This window comes from Marinobacter caseinilyticus (assembly GCF_011074955.1).
In the GTDB taxonomy this organism is placed as follows: Bacteria; Pseudomonadota; Gammaproteobacteria; order Pseudomonadales; family Oleiphilaceae; genus Marinobacter; species Marinobacter caseinilyticus.
The window spans coordinates 102,368-120,542 of the sequence record NZ_WUQJ01000020.1 but is presented as its reverse complement, the minus strand read 5'-3'; the positions used below and the strand labels follow the sequence as shown (position 1 = coordinate 120,542).

Here is an 18,175-nt window from a genome sequence, read left to right as displayed (position 1 = left end):
CGGACACACAACTATCCAGCGCAGGTGGGTGGTCGCAGGCCCTCAAGTCCGCTGTCGGGGCTGATATGGACGGTTCAAACGGAGTTTGACGCCATGAAGCGCATTGCCATTTTCAGTGACGGTACCTGGAACGACCCCGAAAACAGTCACCCCACCAACGTGATCCATATGGCGCGGGCGGTTCGCCCCCAAGCCCCGGATGGCACGGAGCAGGTAGCGTTCTACGATTGGGGGGTGGGCACCGACCGCAAACGAATCGCCGGGGGCATCAGTGGCGCCGGGATCGATAAAAACATTATGGATTGCTACCGCTTTCTGGTGCACAACTACGAAGCCGGGGACCCTTTGTTTTTCTTCGGTTTCAGCCGCGGCTCCTACACCGTGCGCTCGCTGGCGGGCTTCATCCGAAACTGCGGGTTGATCAAGCGAGAACACGCGGAGCGCATTCCGGAGGCTTTTCAGCTGTACCGAAAACGCACCCGGGCCAGCAGCCCCGATGAGCAGATGCCAATACTGTTCCGCAGCCAGTTCGCGGTTGCCAATATCACACCCATTGAATTTGTCGGCGTCTGGGACACCGTCGGTGCACTGGGTATTCCGGTACCGTTCTGGGGCACGCTGGGGGAGCGGGAGTTTCTGTTCCACGACACCGAGCCCAGCAAAATCGTGCAGCATGCCCGCCACGCGGTCTCGATTGACGAGAACCGGAAAGATTTCGAGCCGACCCTGTGGGATCTGAAACCCGGCCTCGACCTGAAGCAGGTCTGGTTTGCCGGCGTCCACTCGGACGTGGGCGGTGGTTACCGTCACAATGGCCTGAGCACAGTGGCGTTGGACTGGATGATTCGGGAAGCCAGTGCGGCCGGTCTGGTGTTTGAGTCGCACATGCTCAACACCGTCAAGGCCCGCCTGCAAGCTTCGCCGGAAACCGACCGAGGCCACAATGAACGCAAAGGCATTTACCTGGCCCGGCCAGAGTCCGTGCGATCGATTCAGGGCCCCATTCATCGCTCGGTCCGGTTACGTTGGGACAACGATGCCCATGGCTATCGCACTAAAAGTAAGGCACTGCGGCAGCGGCTGGATTCGGTGAGCGGGGATTGGTCCAGGCTGGACATCGTGGATTGAGTGATTGGGTAGTGCGAGCTACCCACGGAGCCAATCTTGACGGATGGGGCCGGAACAACTGTGATGAAGATTTGTCGGGAGAAACCTGTATGCGGATTGTGGTCGTAGGTGCGGGGGTTGTGGGCGTTACCACGGCGTATGCATTGCAGAAACGCGGGCACCAGGTGACGGTGGTGGAGCGCCATGAAGGCGCCGGCCTCGAAACCAGTAAAGGCAACGCCGGTCAGCGCTCCTATGGTGTGGTGTACCCGTGGGCGTCGGCGGCGATGGTGAAGAAAGCTTTGCCCTGGCTGCTGCAGAAAGACGGGCCACTAAAAATGCGCATGCCGCCCTCGCTGGCCGCTGTGCGTTTTATGCTGGCGACCTTGCGGTTCGCCTATGCACCGGGGGTGTATGGCTTGAATCGTCGGGCCATGCTGCGTCTGGGGATTTACAGTCGGGCCTGTTTTGCGGCATTGGAAGACGACCTGACCCTGGCGTTTGATGGTGACCATGGCGGTCTGCTGCAATTGGCCAGCACCCCGGCGGCGGTGGCTGACTACCAGGCAACGGCCGTGGTACTGAAGGAACTGGGCATTGCCCACCGGCTATTGAGTCCTGAGCAGGTGCGGGCGGTTGAACCGGGCATGACCGGCAGTGGGCCGCTTTATGGCGCACTGCACTATGAAACCGATGGTACCGGTGACTGTCACCTGTTCTCGCAAACCCTGGCGACGGCCTGCCGAAGCAGAGGGGTTGAGCTTTTATTTGGCCGGCGGGTGGAGCGTTTTGTCGGCGATCATCAGCGGCTTGCCGCGGTTGATGTGTTTTCGGATGCGGACGGTCTGCAGCGGATCGAAGCGGATGCTTTCGTGGTCAGCGCCGGTTGCGAGTCACCGGCCCTGCTGGCCGATATCGGCTTGCGGTTGCCAACTTATCCGGTCAAGGGCTACTCCCTGACGGCGCCGTTGATCGATGCCACGAAAGCGCCGGTGTCGACGGTGCACGATGATAACTTCAAAGTGGTGTCCACTCGATTGGGTGACCGTTTGCGGGCGACAGGGTTTGTCGAACTGGCCGGTTTTGACCGCCGCATTCCGGACGCTCGCCTCGCCACCATCAAGCGGTCAGTGGCCTCGCGTTTCCCCGGTGCCGCGGACATGGCCTCGGCCACACCCTGGGCCGGGTTCCGGCCCATGACGCCTGACGGCCCACCGGTAATCGGTCGTGGCCCCCGGGAAAACCTATACCTGAACACTGGCCACGGCACCTTTGGCTGGACCTTGTCGGCGGGCAGCGCGGAACTGATCGCCCAGGTGATTGATGGCGATGCCCCAGCGATGACGCTGGACGCCTTCCGGCCGCAAAGGTTCAGTGACTGATACGCTTAAGTGACTGAACGATTGCACCGTGGAAGCACTCGGTAACGGGCAGGGGACGAACGAAGCGTGTCAGCCCGCGACTTTTCCCGCCTGAGCCGGCGCGTCGGCGATCCGTGAAAAGGTCATAGTGCGATCGTTGATGCGACCGTAACGCAGGCTCAGGACATCCAGCAGGTAATTCTGATACAGCCGCCAGGGCGCCCGGTCACCCTGCTTGGGCAGATGGGCCAGGGCGCGCTGCACGTAGCCGGCATTGAGGTCCAGAAACGGCGCCTCGGTTACGGCGGGGTCAGGTTTGGCCGTGCAGTAGTCGTAACCTTGCTGGTCCATATAGTTGATCAGCCGACAGACGTATTCGTCGGTGAGGTCGGCTTTCAGCGTCCAGGACGCATTGGTGTACCCCACCACCAGCGCCAGATTTGGTACATCACTCAACATCATGCCTTTGTAGCTCATGGTGTCGGGCAGATTGACCGGTTGGCCGTCGACACACACCTCTGTCCCACCCAGCGCGACCAGATTCAGACCGGTGGCGGTGACAATGATATCGGCCTCCAGTGTTCGTCCGGAGGTCAGCCTGATGCCGGTTGCGGTAAAACTGTCCACATGGTCGGTCACCACAGAGGCAGACCCCTGGCGCAGGCTGCGGAAAAGATCGCCGTTAGGTACCAGGCACAGGCGCTGGTCCCAGGGGTTGTAGCTTGGGTTGAAGTGGGTGTCGATATCGAACTCCGGTCCGAGTTGAGCCGCCAGTTGTTTTCGCAACAGCTTGCGGGCCAAGCTCGGGAAGCGCCGGCAGAACTGGAAAAACAGGGCCTGCATGGATACGTTTTTCCACCGTGTAAACCGGTATGCGAGCTTGGCCGGCAATACACGATTCAGGGCCCGGGCCACCGGGTCCACGTCGGGCAGGGCCACGATGTAAGTGGGCGAGCGTTGCAGCATAGTGACATGGGCGGCGGTTGCCGCCATCGAGGGCACCAGGGTTACGGCTGTCGCACCGCTGCCGATGACCACCACACGCTTGCCGGCGTAGTCCAGATTTTCCGGCCAGTGCTGAGGGTGAATCACTCGGCCCCGGAAGTGTTCGAGCCCCTCGAACTCGGGTGTATAGCCGGTGTCATAGCGATAGTATCCGCTGCAGTTCAACAGAAAGTTGCAGGTGAACCGGACGGTTTCACCGGTGATCGCGTTCTCGGCGTCGACGGTCCAGGTGGCGCTGGTGCTGGACCAACTGTACCGCTTCGCCCAGTGATGGTAGCGAATCCTCTGGTCAAGGTCGTGCTCGGCAGCGGTGCTTTGAATGTAATCCAGAATCGACGGGCCATCGGCTATGGCTTTTGCGCCCTGCCAGGGTCGAAAGGAGTAGCCCAGAGTGTACATGTCGGAATCGGACCGAATGCCGGGGTAGCGAAACAAATCCCAAGTCCCGCCCATGGCTCCCCGACCTTCGAGAATCGCGAAGCGCTTGTTGGGGCAGTGCGTCTGAAGGTGGTATCCGGCGCCAATGCCGGACAGCCCGGCCCCGATAATAAGGATGTCAAAATGTGTTCCGGTCATAGTTCCACCTTGCTGGCCACTCCGTTGCAGGCTCTGATTGTTTTGCCCAAGTAAAGCAATTGCTTTAGCCCATTGCAACCCAGGGCTCAACGCCGTGCAACGGGCAATTGGGGCTGCCTACATGACGACCGTCGTGGGAGGAAGGCATAGCCTTTGGTTCAGTGGCGTTTGGAGGCATTCAGGGTTTGCGGTACTGGACGCTCTCCACACAGCCATTGCGAAAGTAAACATAGGTCAACTCATAGAGCTTGCCGTAATAATCGGTTTGGTAAATCCAGGTCTCCTGAGGCACCGGGTAGGTTTCCGGGGGCCGGCCAAAGGCTTTGAGCACCTGCGCTTTGGTCATGCCTGTCACCACCTGGTTGCGAACCAGGTAGGTCCTCAGGTTGGTGGAGCTGATGAACCGGCAGGGCGCTTGTGACACGTTGTCTGCTTCCTCAGGGCCGGAGGTTGAGGGTGGTTGGGCGGGCCGCGGCGCTGGCAGGTTGCTGTCAAACTGGCCACCGATCCGGTTGTCGTCGAGCTCAATGCGCTGGGCATTGTCGCCACAGGGCTGATCGGAAAATTCCACACCGCTGGGTGTCTCGCACCGATAAATACCCTGCACCGACACCGGCAGTAAGGTCAGCAGTAGCCATAAGATCCAGTGGTGTATGCGCATGCGGGGCTCCGGCGGACAGGTTGGTTAATGGTGCTGCTCGTGCTGGTAGGCCGCCCATAAAAAAGGCGCCCGGAGGCGCCTTCACACTCACCCGAATGGGCAAATCAACGCTGAATCTGTACGCGTGCTTCGACACGGCGGTTCTGCGCGCGGCCTTCCGGGGTGTCGTTGCTGGCGACTGGTTCGGATTCGCCATAGCCAACGGCGGTTACCCGGCCGTCATCAATGCCCAGTGCATTGACCAGACGGGCGGCCACGGACTGGGCCCGGCGCAACGACAGAAACTCATTGTAGCTGGCAGTCCCGGCGCTGTCGGTATGACCGGCAATTTCAACGGTGGTTCCTGGATTGGCCTTCATGAAATCTGCCACCTGGCGAATTTCATCGTCGTAGGTATCGCCGATGATCGAGCTGTTGTTCGGGAACTTCACCGACAGTTCGATGGTGCGGACATTTTCAACGATGCCTTCGCAGCCTACGTTGTCCACCGTTGCGCCCGCAGTCGTATCCGGGCACTGGTCGATGTCGTTGGCAACCCCGTCGTTGTCACTGTCCCGTTCACAGCCTTGGCCGTCGACCTGAGCGCCTGTGGGCGTGTTCGGGCAACGGTCCGTGGTGTTCGGCACACCGTCGTTGTCCGAGTCGAGCTCACAGCCATTGGCGTCGACAGACGCAGTGAACGGGGTGTCCGGACACTGGTCTCTGGTGTCATTGACGCCGTCTTTATCACTGTCTTGGGGTTCCTGCTGCATTGGCGCGGCTGCTGCCCGACCAAAGCCAAAACTGATCCCCAGTGATGCGACGGTATCAAAGGTGCTTTCGTCGATGCCGTGAAATTCGCGCAGGTCACCGCGCAGTGACAGGGAGTCGGTGATGTTGTAACGCACACCTGCCCCGACGTTCACACGGGTTTCCTTATGGTCAGTGCCGGCGGTGTCGTAGGTGGCGGTGCCACCGAAATCGGCGTGACCGGCACCCGCTGCCAGGTACGGATTCCAAGTTTCACCAGGGTCTGCGAAATAATACAAACCGTCCACCCGGTATTCCTTGAATTCACTCTCGCCCACGACGTATTTGCGATCGGCATTGGCGCGAGAATATACCGCTTCCACGGCCCAGCGTTGGAGAAAACGATACTCCCCCCCAATGTTGAAGGTGGCGGTTTCACTTAAATCCCGCTGATCATCAAACAGCTGGAAACCAACGGATGGGTTGATATAGATTTTTTGGGCAACTTCTTGCTCCGCCAGAGCGGGGGTTGCCACCACAGCACTCAAGGCTGCAATGGCGAATGGACGCATGAATGACATGCAGAACCTCCTGTTCGGTCTTCTTTGGGTGTGGATGTTGCGACGTCTGTAATGTTGGGTTTTTCTTCTAATTCCGTGTTACGTGGAATGTAGGCCAACGGATGCGTGGTAACAACCGCTTGGGTCGATTCGCCGGTTAACTTACCAATATTTCATCGCCTTACCGGGCTAAGGCGCGGGGCTGAAGTAAAGATGCGCACTTTTTTTACTGAAATTCAGCGTTTGGCCTGCGTCAAAGGTTACTTCAAAGGCACTCTCATCTTCATTCACCACCGTGCCCGCGCCGAAAATGGCGTGAATGACCCGAGCGTGAGCCCATAGGGGCATATCCGGGTTGGCGGCGGGTGGCTGATGTTGGTCCGATGTCAGCGTAATGCCTTCACGGGCTGCGTAGCGCACGCTGATCGGGGTCAGTGGCAGATCGAGCGCCAATGCGGTGTGATCGTCCTGCTGGCTGTCATCAAAGTAGCGACCAAGGGCATCGGACAGCGGGATGCACAGTTCTGCGACAAATCGGCTGGGGCCCTGATCGGCATCCATCGGTGGCCGAGTCCCCCCGGGGCGGCTGATCAGGTGCAGTTGCTGGCGGGTGCGGGTGATGGCCACATACAGCAGGCGTCGTTCACTTTCGATAAAGGCCTTGAGGTTATCGGTCTGGCGGGGGCTGTAGGGCAAGTATTTCTCTTGCAGGCCCGGCAGAATAACAACGGGCCACTCCAGACCTTTGGTGCGGTGGATGGTTGATAGCAATACGCCCCCTGCCTGATGGGTCTGGGCCCGATTTTTAAGCGCCCTCAGATGCTGCAACGCCTCCGCCGCCCCGACGTTCAACCCCGAAAGGTAGTGCTGAAAGCCGCGGACTGTGTCAATGCGCTCATCGGCACTTTCATGGGTGAGCGCCAGGCTGCGAATGCCGTCAAACAGGTCGGTCTGTTCGGCGTACTGACGGATTAGCTGAGCGACTGAACCCTGAAAGCGGTCTAGGCTCTGCAGGGTCTGGCCGAGTTTGCGCAGTTTGCGCGCCGCCATGGGCGTCAGGGCATCGAACTCCATTGCCAGTATGCGGTCGCCCCAGCCCTGGCCGAAGCCGGCTAGAAACTGTGCCAGATGGTTCAGTTCCTGTTCCTTCAGGCCGACATGGGGAAAGCGCAGTAATTGCCGGGCAATGGCGAGCCGATCAGCTTCGGGGGTTTGTTCCAGCGTGCCGGACACCACACTGAGCAAGCCGGTGATGGCCTCGACCTCGCGGCTGAACAGCGCGCCTTTGCCGGCATCGATGCGGTACGGCAATTGCTCGGCCAGCAAGCGCAGCTCGATCGGGACGCTCTGGGACCAGACCCGAAACAAGATGGCGGTATCGCCGAGGCTGTCCGGTGTCCGCTGGCTGAGCAGGTTGATCACCACGTCGCTGTCGCTGATGTGTTCGTGGAAATGCACGTCGGTGGCCGGGGTGGACGGGTGGGCATGGCACAGCACATCCTTGCGGCCGGTGTTGTGGCTGATCAGGTGGTTGGCCAGCAGTGCCACGCGATGACCGTAACGGAAGGTGTAGCTGAGCGTCTGTTCCAGGGGACTTTCGAACTCGTTGCTGAAGCGGCTCAGGATAAACTCGGGCTTGGCGCCCCGAAATTCGTAGATGGTCTGATCCGGGTCGCCAACAACGGTGACTCGCGCACGGTCGCCGGCGACGTAACGCAGCAACAGGTGCTGGACCTCGTTGGTGTCCTGGTACTCATCCACCAGAATGAGATCCATTTTGTTTTCCACCAGGCGCTGGAGCGGCGGGTTTTGGTGAATGGCCATGACCGGCTCGTACAGCATATCGGCAAAACTGATGCGGCTGTCGGATTTGCGCCACTGCTCAAAGCTGTGGAACAGGTCAATCAGGTAGCGGTGCTTGTCATTGTAGCCCTGGTCTTCAAACACGATTTCGGCGGGTGACAGTGTAGTTTTGACCAGGTCAATAAACTGGACGGCAGTCTCCACAAAGTCTTTCTTACTGCGTTTGATTTCATCCTGCAAGTCTTCCGGCGCCAGTCGGCGCGTGAGCTGCCAGGCCTGAAAGTTGATTTCCTGATCGGTCAGAATGGCTTCGGAAAATCCAGGCAGATAGCCTTCTTTGATAAACCGGCGATACAAGCGCAGACCCATGGCGTGGTAGGTGCGAATTTCCGGCAGTGCTAACCCGCTGTCCCGGGCCACTTCGTTCAACTTGCGGGTGAAATCCTGGCGGGCACTGCGATTGAACATCAGTACCAGCATTCGGGCCGGGTCATGACCCTGCTCCAGCAGGAACCGGATCCGCCAGGCCAGGGTAGAGGTTTTACCGCTACCGGCCACGGCGGTGATGACCGCATGGTCATAGCCGGCGGTAATAATGGCGCGTTGTTCGTCGGTTAAAAAATCTGGGAGGTCGGTGGGCATGCCGCCATTGTAATGGGCATTTGGTGTCTGGGTAACCCGTCACCCATAATGGGTGATCTTTATTATCTTGGGTGCCTGCAAGCGGGTGCGCAGGGATGATACCTCCAATAATGGGATGACAGGAGAATGGCAATGGCAACCGTAAAGGTTGAATCGGTGAATGTACTGGGTGAGATATTGGAAACCTGCGGCTCTGAGCCCAAAACCGGCTTTTACCGCGACGGCTGCTGCAATACGGGCCCGGATGATCTGGGGCTCCATGTGGTGTGTGCGGTGGTGACCGACCGATTTCTGGCGTATTCCAAGGCCAAGGGCAACGATCTGAGTACCCCGCGTCCGGAGTTTGGATTTCCCGGCCTCAAAGAAGGCGACGCCTGGTGTCTTTGCGCTGCTCGCTGGCATGAAGCCTGTGAAGCGGACAGTGCGCCGAGAGTGAAGCTGCGGGCTACCCACCGGGCGGCACTGAAGCACTGCCAGCTCAGTGACCTCAAACGCCACGCCATCGATTTGAGCTGATCGCCTTGTCCGAATCAACGCCGTCCACGCCCTCCTGGCGTTCTTTGCAGCAGGCCCTGCATCAGAGCGGTGAGCGGCGGCTGGTCGTGCTGGAGGGCGACCGCGAATTGGCGCTGGCGCGGCTGGCGCAATGGCTACCCGGCCTCACAATCGGCACGGGGCTCTGGAGTGGGCCGTCCGCTGATTGCCCCCACCCGGACTTGATACCGGTCAAACCGGACGAGGGGCAGCGGTGGTTGGGGCGGCAGACCGACCTGTTGGTCTGGGATGGTTGGCAAGGCAATCCGCCGGGCAGTCTGGCGGCCTTTTCCGGAACACTGGGCGCGGGCGGGCTGTGGTTTTGGCTGATGCCAGCGTTGGCGCAGTGGCGTGCATTCAAGGATCCCGATTACGCCCGCACCGGGCTGGATCGGGCGGCGGAGCATCCGTTTGCCGGACGCATGGCGGCGGTGATTGCGGCGGATCCGACGGTGGTCCGTGTGGCGGTGGACACCGCTGTGTTGCCGATCCTGCCCACACTGCCTGCGACATTAACCGCTCGCGCGTTCCGGTCCGGCGGTACAGCGGACCAGAACCGAGCGGTGGCGCAGATCCTGCGCACCGGCCAAGGCCGTCGTCGACGGCCGCTGGTGATTACGGCCGACCGGGGCCGCGGCAAATCGGCGGCCTTGGGCATGGCCGCTGTCGCACTGATGCGGGCCGGACGGGAACAAATTCTGGTCACTGCGCCGTCGTTTGAAGCGGTAAGCACCCTGTTTCACCACGCCCGGATCGCGGCGGGCGACGACGGCAACCTGTCCGAATCCGGTCACACGTTACAACTCGGTGAGCGGGCTCAGCTGCGATTTTACCCCACCGATGAATTGTTGCGGCGCAGGCCGGATGCGGGTGTGGTGCTGGTGGATGAGGCCGCCGCCATTCCGGCGCCGCTACTGAAAGCGATCTTGTTGGCTTGGCCGAGGGTGGTGTTTGCCTCCACGATTCATGGGTATGAGGGCTCGGGCCGGGGCTTTGATCTGCGGTTTCGACAAGTGCTCAATCGGGAAACACCCCACTGGCAGTCCCTACGCTTGGCGCAGCCAATTCGCTGGGCGGACTCCGATCCGCTGGAAGCATTGGTCAACCGTCTGTATTTGTTGGACGCCGACTCCGGCACTGATGCCGCCAGGGACCGGGCGGCAACGGTGGATGCCGCTATCGCTATCGAACGCTGGGCGCCGTCGCAGGCCGCCGAGCCGGACTTGAGCGATGCCTTTGGGTTATTGGTGGATGCGCATTACCGAACCACACCAGGAGATTTGCGCCAATGGCTGGACGACCCGGCGTCGGTCAGTTGGGTGGCGCGGCGCGATGGCCGGATTGTGGCGGTGCTGTGGCTGACGGAGGAGGGCGGATTGGCGCCGGCGCTGGCGGAGCAGGTGGCACAGGGTAAGCGCCGCCTGCGGGGGCACCTGTTGCCGCAGTCATTGGCCAATCACAGTGGCTTTCCCGAGGCGGCCACGCTCAGGGTCGGGCGTATTGTGCGGCTGGCGGTAGCTGAGCATGAACGCCGCGGTGGGCTCGGCCGATTGCTGGTCGACAGCGCCTGGGCGTATGCCGCCGCGCAAGGGCTGGAGGGTTTGGGCACCAGCTTTGGCGCCAGCCCGGATTTGCTGGCGTTCTGGCAGCGGTGCCAGTTGCCCGTGGTGCGGCTGGGCCTGCATCGGGACGCCAGTAGCGGTGAATACGCAGTTCAGCTGCTGGCGGGGCTTGAGGAAGCCGGCCGAGGCCTGGTTGAACGGCTGCGTGCGCGCTTGTCGGAGCATTGGCAGACCTTGTTGCCAGCCTGCTGGCCGACATTGGCCCCGGCATTGGTGCTGCAATTGACCGCACAGTTGCCTGACGTGCCGGACCTGTCCAACGACGACCACCGCGAGCTGGCGAGTTTCTGTGATGGCTTTCGGGGATTTGAAATGTCGTTGCTGCCGCTTCGTCGGCTGACCCGACAGACCGGAATGGCGCAACGACTTGCCATCAGCGACCACGCCAGTTTGTGGTGTCGCGCCGTCCTTCAGGGCTGGTCCTGGCAGGATCTGCAAACGGTGGGCGCCTGCGAGGGCCGACGCCAGGGGGAGCGGCGACTGCGGGCGCTGACATCCGAATTGTTGGCGGCCTGTGACGCTTCGTCAACGTGAGCACACTGTGGTCGAAAAAACGCGGTTCCACCCGGAATGTTTGCGGAGGTTGTGACCGGCTCGATTTAATTCAGCGCCCGGGCCGACCACACTAGCAGCATCATTTATCAACCGAGACCCCGTCATGACGGCCCAAGGATTCGGCGCCCACGCCCTGATTGTTACCTGTGTTGCATTGCTGTTGGCAAGTTGTACCACCGCCCCCACCCCCGCTAATCTGGATCGCCAGCAAGCACAGGCAGTCAATTCGCCACTGTTTCAGGCGGTAGTACAAGGTGATGTTGATGCGGTGACGGCGCTGGCAGAGCGGGGAGCCGCCCTGAACACCGTGACCGAGCAGGGAACGCCGCTGGCACGGGCTGCCTTGTCGGGGTACGACCGCATTGCCTGGTATTTGCTGAGCCAGGGGGCTGCCCCCGACCTCAGTGGCGAACAGGGCCTGACGCCGCTGATGATTGCAGCCCGGGAAGGTCATCGGCGGTTGGCGCAGTTACTGCTCTCCGCCGGCGCCGATGTGAATGCCACCAGTGCCGATGGCAGCACGCCGGTGTTTCTGGCGGTCCTCAGTGGCAACCTGTCGGTGGTTAAGGTCTTGCTGGCAGCGGGTGCCAATGTGAATGTCAGCCGGGACGGACGTTCGTTGCTGATGCACACCGTCGATGGGGGCGACCTGCTGACGGCAGAAGTGCTGTTAGCCGCCGGCGCTGATGTGGATTTTGAAGATGCCCAGGGCCTGACAGCGTTGGACCTGGCGCGGGCCAGAGGCAACCAGGATATGGAAATGCTGCTGATCCAGGCGGGTGCCGGCGCCTGAGTCCGATGGACGACTTGTCGGGTGGGTGCGTCGTGCCCGGTCCGCTGCGGCTTCGGTTCTGCTATCCACCCGGCCGGACGGTTAGTCCAGGGTGAGTGGGTCGTCCTGTTCATGCCAGGGCGGCACAAAATGCTGTTCCACCACCTCTGACGGGACCGCCCGGATGGTTGAGTAAGACCACTGGGGTGCGTGGTCCCGGTCAATCAACCGGGCACGAATCCCCTCGGCAAAGTCGGGCCGTTCGGCGCACCGGGTTGCCATTACCAACTCCATTCGGAAGATATCTTTGAGCGAAAGCTGGCGGGCGTGTTTCAACTGTGCCTGTACCAGCCAGGCAGAGGTGGGGCAGCCCCCGCGCAAGGTCTCGATGCAGGCATGCCACCAGTCACTTGTCGCCGGTTCCGACAGCAAGCGATCCACGATGTCCGGTAAGTCGCCGTCCTGGCAGAGGCGGGCGATGGTTTGTTCGTGCCGCGCCAACTGACTCTCCGGCAGCGACGGGTAGGGCGGCGAGTCGAGTTGGTTGAGCAGCCGATACAGGCGGTTGTCGTCGGTGGCGGCTTCACCACTCCAACGCTGACTCTGGATCTGGTCGAGCAGGGAGTCACGGTGGTGGGGATACACTGCCATGTCGGCGAGCCCCACCCGCAGCGCGTCTGTGGCGTTCAGGCGGGCACCGGTTAACCCCATAAACAGGCCCAGGCCCTCGGGCAGGCGATTCAGAAACCAACTGGCGCCGACGTCCGGAAACAGGCCAATGCTGATTTCTGGCATTGCCATGATGAGATCGGGTGTTACCAGACGATAGCGGCAGGCGGCAAGCAAGCCCAGACCACCGCCCATGACCACCCCGTTGGCCCAGCCAATAACGGGTTTCGGGAAACGGTGCAGGGTGAAGTTCAGACGGTACTCATTGCTGAAATAATGGCAGGCATTTGCCGCTGCGTCGGGGCTTTGGAGCACTGAGTAAAGCGCCTGAATGTCACCGCCGGCACAAAACGCCTTGTCACCCTGACCCTGAATCATGACCAGTGAAATGCGGCTGTCCTCTGCCCAACGGTCCAGCGCCGCTTGGGCTTCGTCAATCATCTGACTGGACAACGCGTTCAGGGTGTCAGGGGCATCGAGCGTCAGGACGCCGATGTGACCTTCCACACAGAGGCGTTCTTCACAGTGTATCGGCATGATCTGGCATATCTCCTTGGGGGCTTCGAAAGTCTATGCGCTGTAACCTTCATTGTCAGACCAAAGAATGACGCGAGAAACAGGACAAACATCGTAAGTGGTCGTATTGTAGCTAACAGAACGGTTTGATCTGACTTTTTTGAGCATGCCATCGGCTGTGCTATAAGTCAGCTTGTTATCTTGCCGGTTGCAGCCGGTTACTTCCAATGCGTGAGAGGGTAAGTTCAATGAAGTTCAAGTACCGTGTGATGATGAGTATTGCGGCTGTTGGTTTGGCATTTCCGGTCGCGTCCATGGCAGCAGATCCTGCAGCGGGCAAGGCGAAAGCAGCGGTTTGCGCAGCCTGTCATGGTGCCAACGGTATTGCCCAAATCCCAACCTACCCCAGCCTTGCGGGCCAGAATGAAGCCTACCTGGTGTCGGCGCTGACGGCGTATAAGAACAAACAGCGTAATGGCGGCCAGGCCGTTATTATGCAAGGACAGGCGGCGGCCCTGAGCGACGCCGACATAGCCAACCTGGCAGCCTATTACGCCAGCCTGCCGGCAGGTGGGAAGTAGCCTGTAGCCCGCGTTCAGGCCCCAGGCGAGTCTGGGGCCAGTTATTTGCTGGTCTGGTAGCGCCTGAGGCTGTACCGAGTTCCTCAGTGGCGTCCGCGTTTACGCGGTCTCGGTGCTGACTATCCGGTAGCAGGGACGGTACGCCGAGCTGCCCGGCAGTTTCATCCGGTTCTGTTCCACGAACGCTTCCAGCATGGCTTCCAGTGGTTTCAGCAGCTGTGGGTCGCCTGAGATCTCAAACGGTCCCTTCTCCTGAATTTGGCGAATGCCCTGCTCCTTGACGTTGCCCGCAACAATACCGCTGAAAGCTTTGCGCAGGTTGGCGGCCAACAGGTGCACGGGTTGATTCTTGTGCAGTTCCAGGGCGCGCATGGTGTCGTGGTTCGGCTCAAAGGGGAGCTGGAACACCGGGTCTATTTTCAGCATCCAGTTAAAGTAGTAGGCGTCCTGCATTGCGCGCCGAAAGGTTTCCACCTCTGCCACGCCTTTTTTCATGGTTTGTGCGACCTTGACCGGATCGTCAATGATGATTTCATACTTTTCCGCCGCCTCGTTCCCCAGCGCGTTGCGGATGAATGCATCAATCATATGAAAGTATTCGGCGTTTTCCTGCCTGCCGGTGAAAACGACGGGAAACGGCAGATCGACGTTATCCGGGTGCAGCAGTATGCCCAACAGGTAGAGAATCTCCTCGGCCGTGCCAACACCGCCGGGAAACACAATGATGCCGTGTCCGGCCCGCACAAATGCCTCCAGGCGCTTTTCGATATCCGGCATGATCACCAGTTCGTTGACGATCGGGTTGGGGGCTTCGGCCCCGATGATGCCGGGTTCGGTGAGGCCGATGTAGCGGCCATTTTTAACCCGCTGTTTGGCGTGACCAATGGTGGCGCCCTTCATTGGGCCTTTCATTGCGCCGGGGCCGCAGCCGGTGCAGATGCTTAGGCCTCGCAGCCCCAGTTCATGGCCAACGTCCTTGCTGTAGACATATTCCTCTCGGCTGATGGAGTGGCCGCCCCAGCACACCACCATGTCAGGCTGGCGCCCGGCCTGCAGCACGCGGGCATTACGTAAGATGTGGAAAATCAGGTTGGTGATGTCTTCCGGGTCCTGGCGATTAAACCCGGCCGCCGACGTGGGGATGGAGTGCGAGTAGATGATGTCCCGCAACACGGAGAATAAGTGCTCTCGGATGGCGCGCAGCATTTCGCCATCCACAAACGCACTGGCCGGCGCGTTGATCAGTTCCAGCTTCAATCCGCGCGGCTGAGGTACCAGGCGGACGTCGAAATCCATATGGACCTCCATCAGGTCCTTGCAATCGTCGGTCTCAACACCGGTATTGAGAACGGCGAGCGCGCATTGCCGGAACAGTTTATAGAGACCGCCTTCGCTGCGGTCTTTCAGTCGGTTGACTTCATGATTGGATAGAATCTCCAGGCTGCCCTCGGGGGAAACTAGCGCATTAATTGTGGCCTGATTCATGAATAATGGAACTCCTGATGGTCGTTGGCCGCTGTCATTTCTGACCGGCCGCTCCAAAAACCCCGGACTCCGGTTGCGGCGAAAGTGGTGTCACGCGCGTAGGCAACATCGCCGTCCCTGCGACGTTCCGGCGTTGTCCCTGCCGGGCGCTTTCAAACCACAGCAGACCTTTGTCTGGAAGGTTCTCTTGTCGTTGTGTTTGTCTGTGCCGATGCCCTACTCGAGCCGGCGTTACTCGTGCCCCAACGTTGAGGCACACAGTGAACCCGTTGCATTAGGGGCGGGCTGATCAATTCCCGTATACTCTGCCGGATCTGAAGCGTGCCGTGGCAAAGCGCCGGTCGCCTCAAGGCCAAAAGTATACGGGAATTGATCAGCGCTTCCCTAGGCCCTTAATTCTTTCTACACTTCCGAACCATAGCCGCTGTTACCCTATGAAACTACTGATTCGTCCTGCCCCCGAAGTGGCCATCAAAAGCAAACCTGTGCGCCGTCAACAAATGCGACGGTTGGCGCAAAACATCCGCAAGCTGTTGACCCAGCTCGATGGTCGCATTCAGGTAGACGCCGCCTGGGACCGGGTCAATGCGGATGTTCCGGACGACCTGGGCCTGGCAGGGCCCGTGGTCGATATACTCCAGCGGACCCCGGGGATTTCCACCATTCAGGAAATTGCGACCTTCCCTCTGATCAGTATGGACGAAATTGCCGAAAGAGCGCGATGGGCATTTGCTGAAAGGTTGCGGGGGAAAACCTTCGCCGTCCGGGTTAAGCGTCATGGCGACCATGGGTTTTCTTCATCCGAGCTTGCCCGCCATGTCGGTTCCGTCTTGCTCGGTGAGACGGCGGCCCGGGGCGTTGATCTCAAAAAACCCGATGTAACGGTTCGGCTTGAGGTTGCTCCGGCCTATTATGTAATCGCGCATCGCCGGCACAAAGGTTTGGGTGGTTACCCCCTGGGCAGCGTCGAATCCGTTATGACACTGATGTCGGGTGGCTTCGATTCATCCGTAGCGGCATACCTGATGTTACGCCGAGGTGTGCGTAGCCATTTCCTGTTCTTCAATCTGGGTGGAACCGCGCATGAGACCGGTGTTCGCCAGGTCGTGCACTACATCTGGCAGCGTTACGGTGGATCCCACAGCGCCAAATTTATTTCGGTGCCGTTCGACGGGGTCGTGGCGGAGATCATGCGATCGGTCAGTGATCGCCACTGGGGCGTGGTGTTGAAGCGGCAAATGCTGAGGGCCGCCGCCGACCTGGGCGCGCAGAACAACGCGGGCGCTCTGGTGACCGGAGATGCGGTGGCGCAGGTGTCGAGTCAGACCCTGTCGAATCTGGCCGTCATTGACCGCGCGAGTGACCAGGTGGTGTTGCGGCCACTGATCGCGATGGATAAAGAGCAAATAATTCGCATTGCCGCCCGAATCGGAACCGAGCCCTTCGCGCGCACGATGCCAGAATACTGTGGCGTGATCTCCCGACGACCAGCCACTCGTGCTCGCCTGGACCGGGTTGAGCTGGATGAGACGGGGATGGATCCCGCCGTGCTGGAGAGCGCACTGGCCGCCCGAGACGAATGTGCGGTCAGTCGCCTGATGGATTCGGTGACCACACCGGAGTCGGTGGAGCTGGTAAGGACGCCGGCGGTGGACGACATAGTGATCGACCTGCGCCACCCCACCGAAGGGGCATCGGCGCCTTTGCACCTGACCAACAATGAGGTCGTAAAGATTCCGTTCTACGAGCTTGCCGAGTCGCTCCACACCCTGAATGCGGATCAGCAGTATCTGCTGTACTGCGATCGGGGCATGATGAGTCAATTACATGCGGGCCATATGCGGGCCGAGGGCCACACCAACATCAAGGTGTATGCCCCCGGCCGTTGATCAGATTGCCAGGCCGCCGAAGAACTGCTGGACGTTCTCGCTCAAGGTGTCCAGGTCATAACCGCCCTCCTGTACCACCAGCGTTGGGAGGCCGGCTTTGTTGATCCGGCGACCAAGGCGGCCGAAACCTTCCGAACTGACCGACACCTTGGCCTGGGGATCGTCCTTGTAAATATCAAAGCCCAGGGTCAGTACCAGTGCATCGGGTTGGAACAGTTTGATGGCGGCCATGGCCTCTTCCAGGCGTGCAAAAAAATCTTCTTCGGACGAACCGTGGGGCATCGGCAGGTTGATGTTGTAGCCGTAGCCGTCACCGGCACCACGCTCATCTTCATACCCGGCCACTACCGGATAGAAATTGGTGGGGTCGCCGTGAATGGAGATGTAGAGCACATCACTGCGCTCGTAAAAAATTTCCTGAATGCCCTGGCCGTGGTGCATGTCGGTATCAAGGATGACCACCCGCGGGAAGTGGGACGTCATTTTCTCCGCAGCAATGGCCGCATTGTTCAGGTAACAGAAACCGCCCGCGGCATCCCGGCGGGCATGATGGCCAGGCGGCCGGCAAACAGCATACGACGTGCGCTCGCCGGCCATGAGCGCGTCGGCGGCACCGAGAGCGGTCTGGGCAGACCAGTAGGCGGCATCCCAGGTGTTGGCGCCAATCGGGCAGCTGCCATCCGCCAGGTAGCACGCGGCTTCTGCCAGAATGCCTCGCATGGCATTGGGGGAGCGGACAAATATATTGGACATGACTTCGTCGCCCCAGTCCTCCGGAATTTCCTTCCAGCGTCGGTGGGCGGATTCAAGGAATCTGAGATAGCCCAGATCGTGAACTTTTGAGATCGCGCCTGCGCCCTGATCGGCGGGTTCCAGAATCGGAATGCCGAGGGCCTTCAGGCCCTCAAGCATCTGTGCCGTGCGGTCGGGCACCTCTTGTGGCTGGCGCATCTGGCCACGGGTAAAATAGGTCTTCGGTATGTGCTGATCCTGTGCGGGGTGAAAAAATGCTTTCATGTGCCAGCCTCCTTAAATAGTGATCCACCGAGTATAGGCAACCCATTGGCTGAGTGAAAAGCGCTAACGCTTTACACCCGTGAAATCACCA

14 protein-coding genes are annotated in these 18,175 nt (G+C 60.2%); 7 read left to right on the top strand and 7 right to left on the bottom strand.

Features of this window, described 5'->3' with window-relative positions; all coding sequences use genetic code 11:
• Window positions 1-93: 93 nt before the first annotated feature.
• Both GRX64_RS09895 and GRX64_RS09890 read left to right on the top strand, forming a co-directional pair.
• Window positions 94-1,128, top strand: coding sequence for a DUF2235 domain-containing protein (locus tag GRX64_RS09895; RefSeq protein ID WP_166266690.1), 1,035 nt, complete (start codon window positions 94-96; stop codon window positions 1,126-1,128).
• Between the two features lie 89 nt (window positions 1,129-1,217).
• Window positions 1,218-2,489 carry a D-amino acid dehydrogenase gene (locus tag GRX64_RS09890; RefSeq protein WP_166267075.1) on the top strand — a complete coding sequence of 424 codons (1,272 nt, stop codon included), beginning with the start codon at window positions 1,218-1,220 and terminating at the stop codon, window positions 2,487-2,489.
• A 69-nt stretch (window positions 2,490-2,558) separates the two neighbouring features.
• Here GRX64_RS09890 and GRX64_RS09885 read toward each other — a convergent pair whose 3' ends face one another.
• The 4 genes from GRX64_RS09885 to GRX64_RS09870 all read right to left on the bottom strand — a co-directional run bounded on the left by GRX64_RS09885 (window position 2,559) and on the right by GRX64_RS09870 (window position 8,444).
• Window positions 2,559-4,049 carry a flavin-containing monooxygenase gene (locus GRX64_RS09885; RefSeq protein WP_166266688.1) on the bottom strand — a complete coding sequence of 497 codons (1,491 nt, stop codon included), beginning with the start codon at window positions 4,047-4,049 and terminating at the stop codon, window positions 2,559-2,561.
• A 178-nt stretch (window positions 4,050-4,227) separates the two neighbouring features.
• Window positions 4,228-4,710 carry an outer membrane protein assembly factor BamE domain-containing protein gene (gene bamE, locus GRX64_RS09880; protein WP_166266686.1) on the bottom strand — a complete coding sequence of 161 codons (483 nt, stop codon included), beginning with the start codon at window positions 4,708-4,710 and terminating at the stop codon, window positions 4,228-4,230.
• A gap of 104 nt (window positions 4,711-4,814) precedes the next feature.
• Window positions 4,815-6,020, bottom strand: a complete 1,206-nt coding sequence (locus tag GRX64_RS09875) for an OmpA family protein (RefSeq protein ID WP_166266684.1) — start codon at window positions 6,018-6,020, stop codon at window positions 4,815-4,817.
• A gap of 168 nt (window positions 6,021-6,188) precedes the next feature.
• A complete protein-coding gene (locus GRX64_RS09870; protein ID WP_166266682.1) occupies window positions 6,189-8,444 on the bottom strand; it encodes an ATP-dependent helicase in 2,256 nt (751 codons plus the stop codon).
• A 132-nt stretch (window positions 8,445-8,576) separates the two neighbouring features.
• Between GRX64_RS09870 and GRX64_RS09865 the strand changes: the two genes are divergently transcribed.
• The 3 genes from GRX64_RS09865 to GRX64_RS09855 all read left to right on the top strand — a co-directional run bounded on the left by GRX64_RS09865 (window position 8,577) and on the right by GRX64_RS09855 (window position 11,948).
• Entirely contained in the window at window positions 8,577-8,960 is a 384-nt protein-coding gene (locus GRX64_RS09865; protein ID WP_248285346.1) for a DUF2237 family protein, read from the top strand.
• Window positions 8,961-8,965: 5 nt separating this feature from the next.
• Window positions 8,966-11,134: a tRNA(Met) cytidine acetyltransferase TmcA gene (locus tag GRX64_RS09860; protein ID WP_166266678.1), complete on the top strand. Its 2,169-nt coding sequence runs from the start codon at window positions 8,966-8,968 to the stop codon at window positions 11,132-11,134.
• A gap of 124 nt (window positions 11,135-11,258) precedes the next feature.
• Window positions 11,259-11,948 (top strand): ankyrin repeat domain-containing protein, encoded by a 690-nt coding sequence (locus GRX64_RS09855; protein ID WP_166266676.1) that lies wholly within the window; start codon window positions 11,259-11,261, stop codon window positions 11,946-11,948.
• Window positions 11,949-12,029: 81 nt separating this feature from the next.
• Here GRX64_RS09855 and GRX64_RS09850 read toward each other — a convergent pair whose 3' ends face one another.
• Complete coding sequence (locus GRX64_RS09850; RefSeq protein WP_166266674.1) at window positions 12,030-13,133, bottom strand: enoyl-CoA hydratase/isomerase family protein; 1,104 nt, start codon at window positions 13,131-13,133, stop codon at window positions 12,030-12,032.
• A 248-nt stretch (window positions 13,134-13,381) separates the two neighbouring features.
• Between GRX64_RS09850 and GRX64_RS09845 the strand changes: the two genes are divergently transcribed.
• Window positions 13,382-13,693, top strand: coding sequence for a c-type cytochrome (locus tag GRX64_RS09845; RefSeq protein WP_427901655.1), 312 nt, complete (start codon window positions 13,382-13,384; stop codon window positions 13,691-13,693).
• A gap of 99 nt (window positions 13,694-13,792) precedes the next feature.
• Here the strand turns inward: GRX64_RS09845 and ppnN are convergent, their stop codons facing one another.
• Window positions 13,793-15,178, bottom strand: a complete 1,386-nt coding sequence (ppnN, locus tag GRX64_RS09840; RefSeq protein WP_166266670.1) for a nucleotide 5'-monophosphate nucleosidase PpnN — start codon at window positions 15,176-15,178, stop codon at window positions 13,793-13,795.
• Window positions 15,179-15,612: 434 nt separating this feature from the next.
• Between ppnN and thiI the strand changes: the two genes are divergently transcribed.
• Window positions 15,613-17,067, top strand: coding sequence for a tRNA uracil 4-sulfurtransferase ThiI (gene thiI / locus GRX64_RS09835; RefSeq protein ID WP_166266668.1), 1,455 nt, complete (start codon window positions 15,613-15,615; stop codon window positions 17,065-17,067).
• Here thiI and GRX64_RS09830 read toward each other — a convergent pair whose 3' ends face one another.
• Entirely contained in the window at window positions 17,068-18,084 is a 1,017-nt protein-coding gene (locus GRX64_RS09830) for a histone deacetylase family protein (RefSeq protein WP_166266666.1), read from the bottom strand.
• Between the last annotated feature and the right edge of the window lie 91 nt (window positions 18,085-18,175).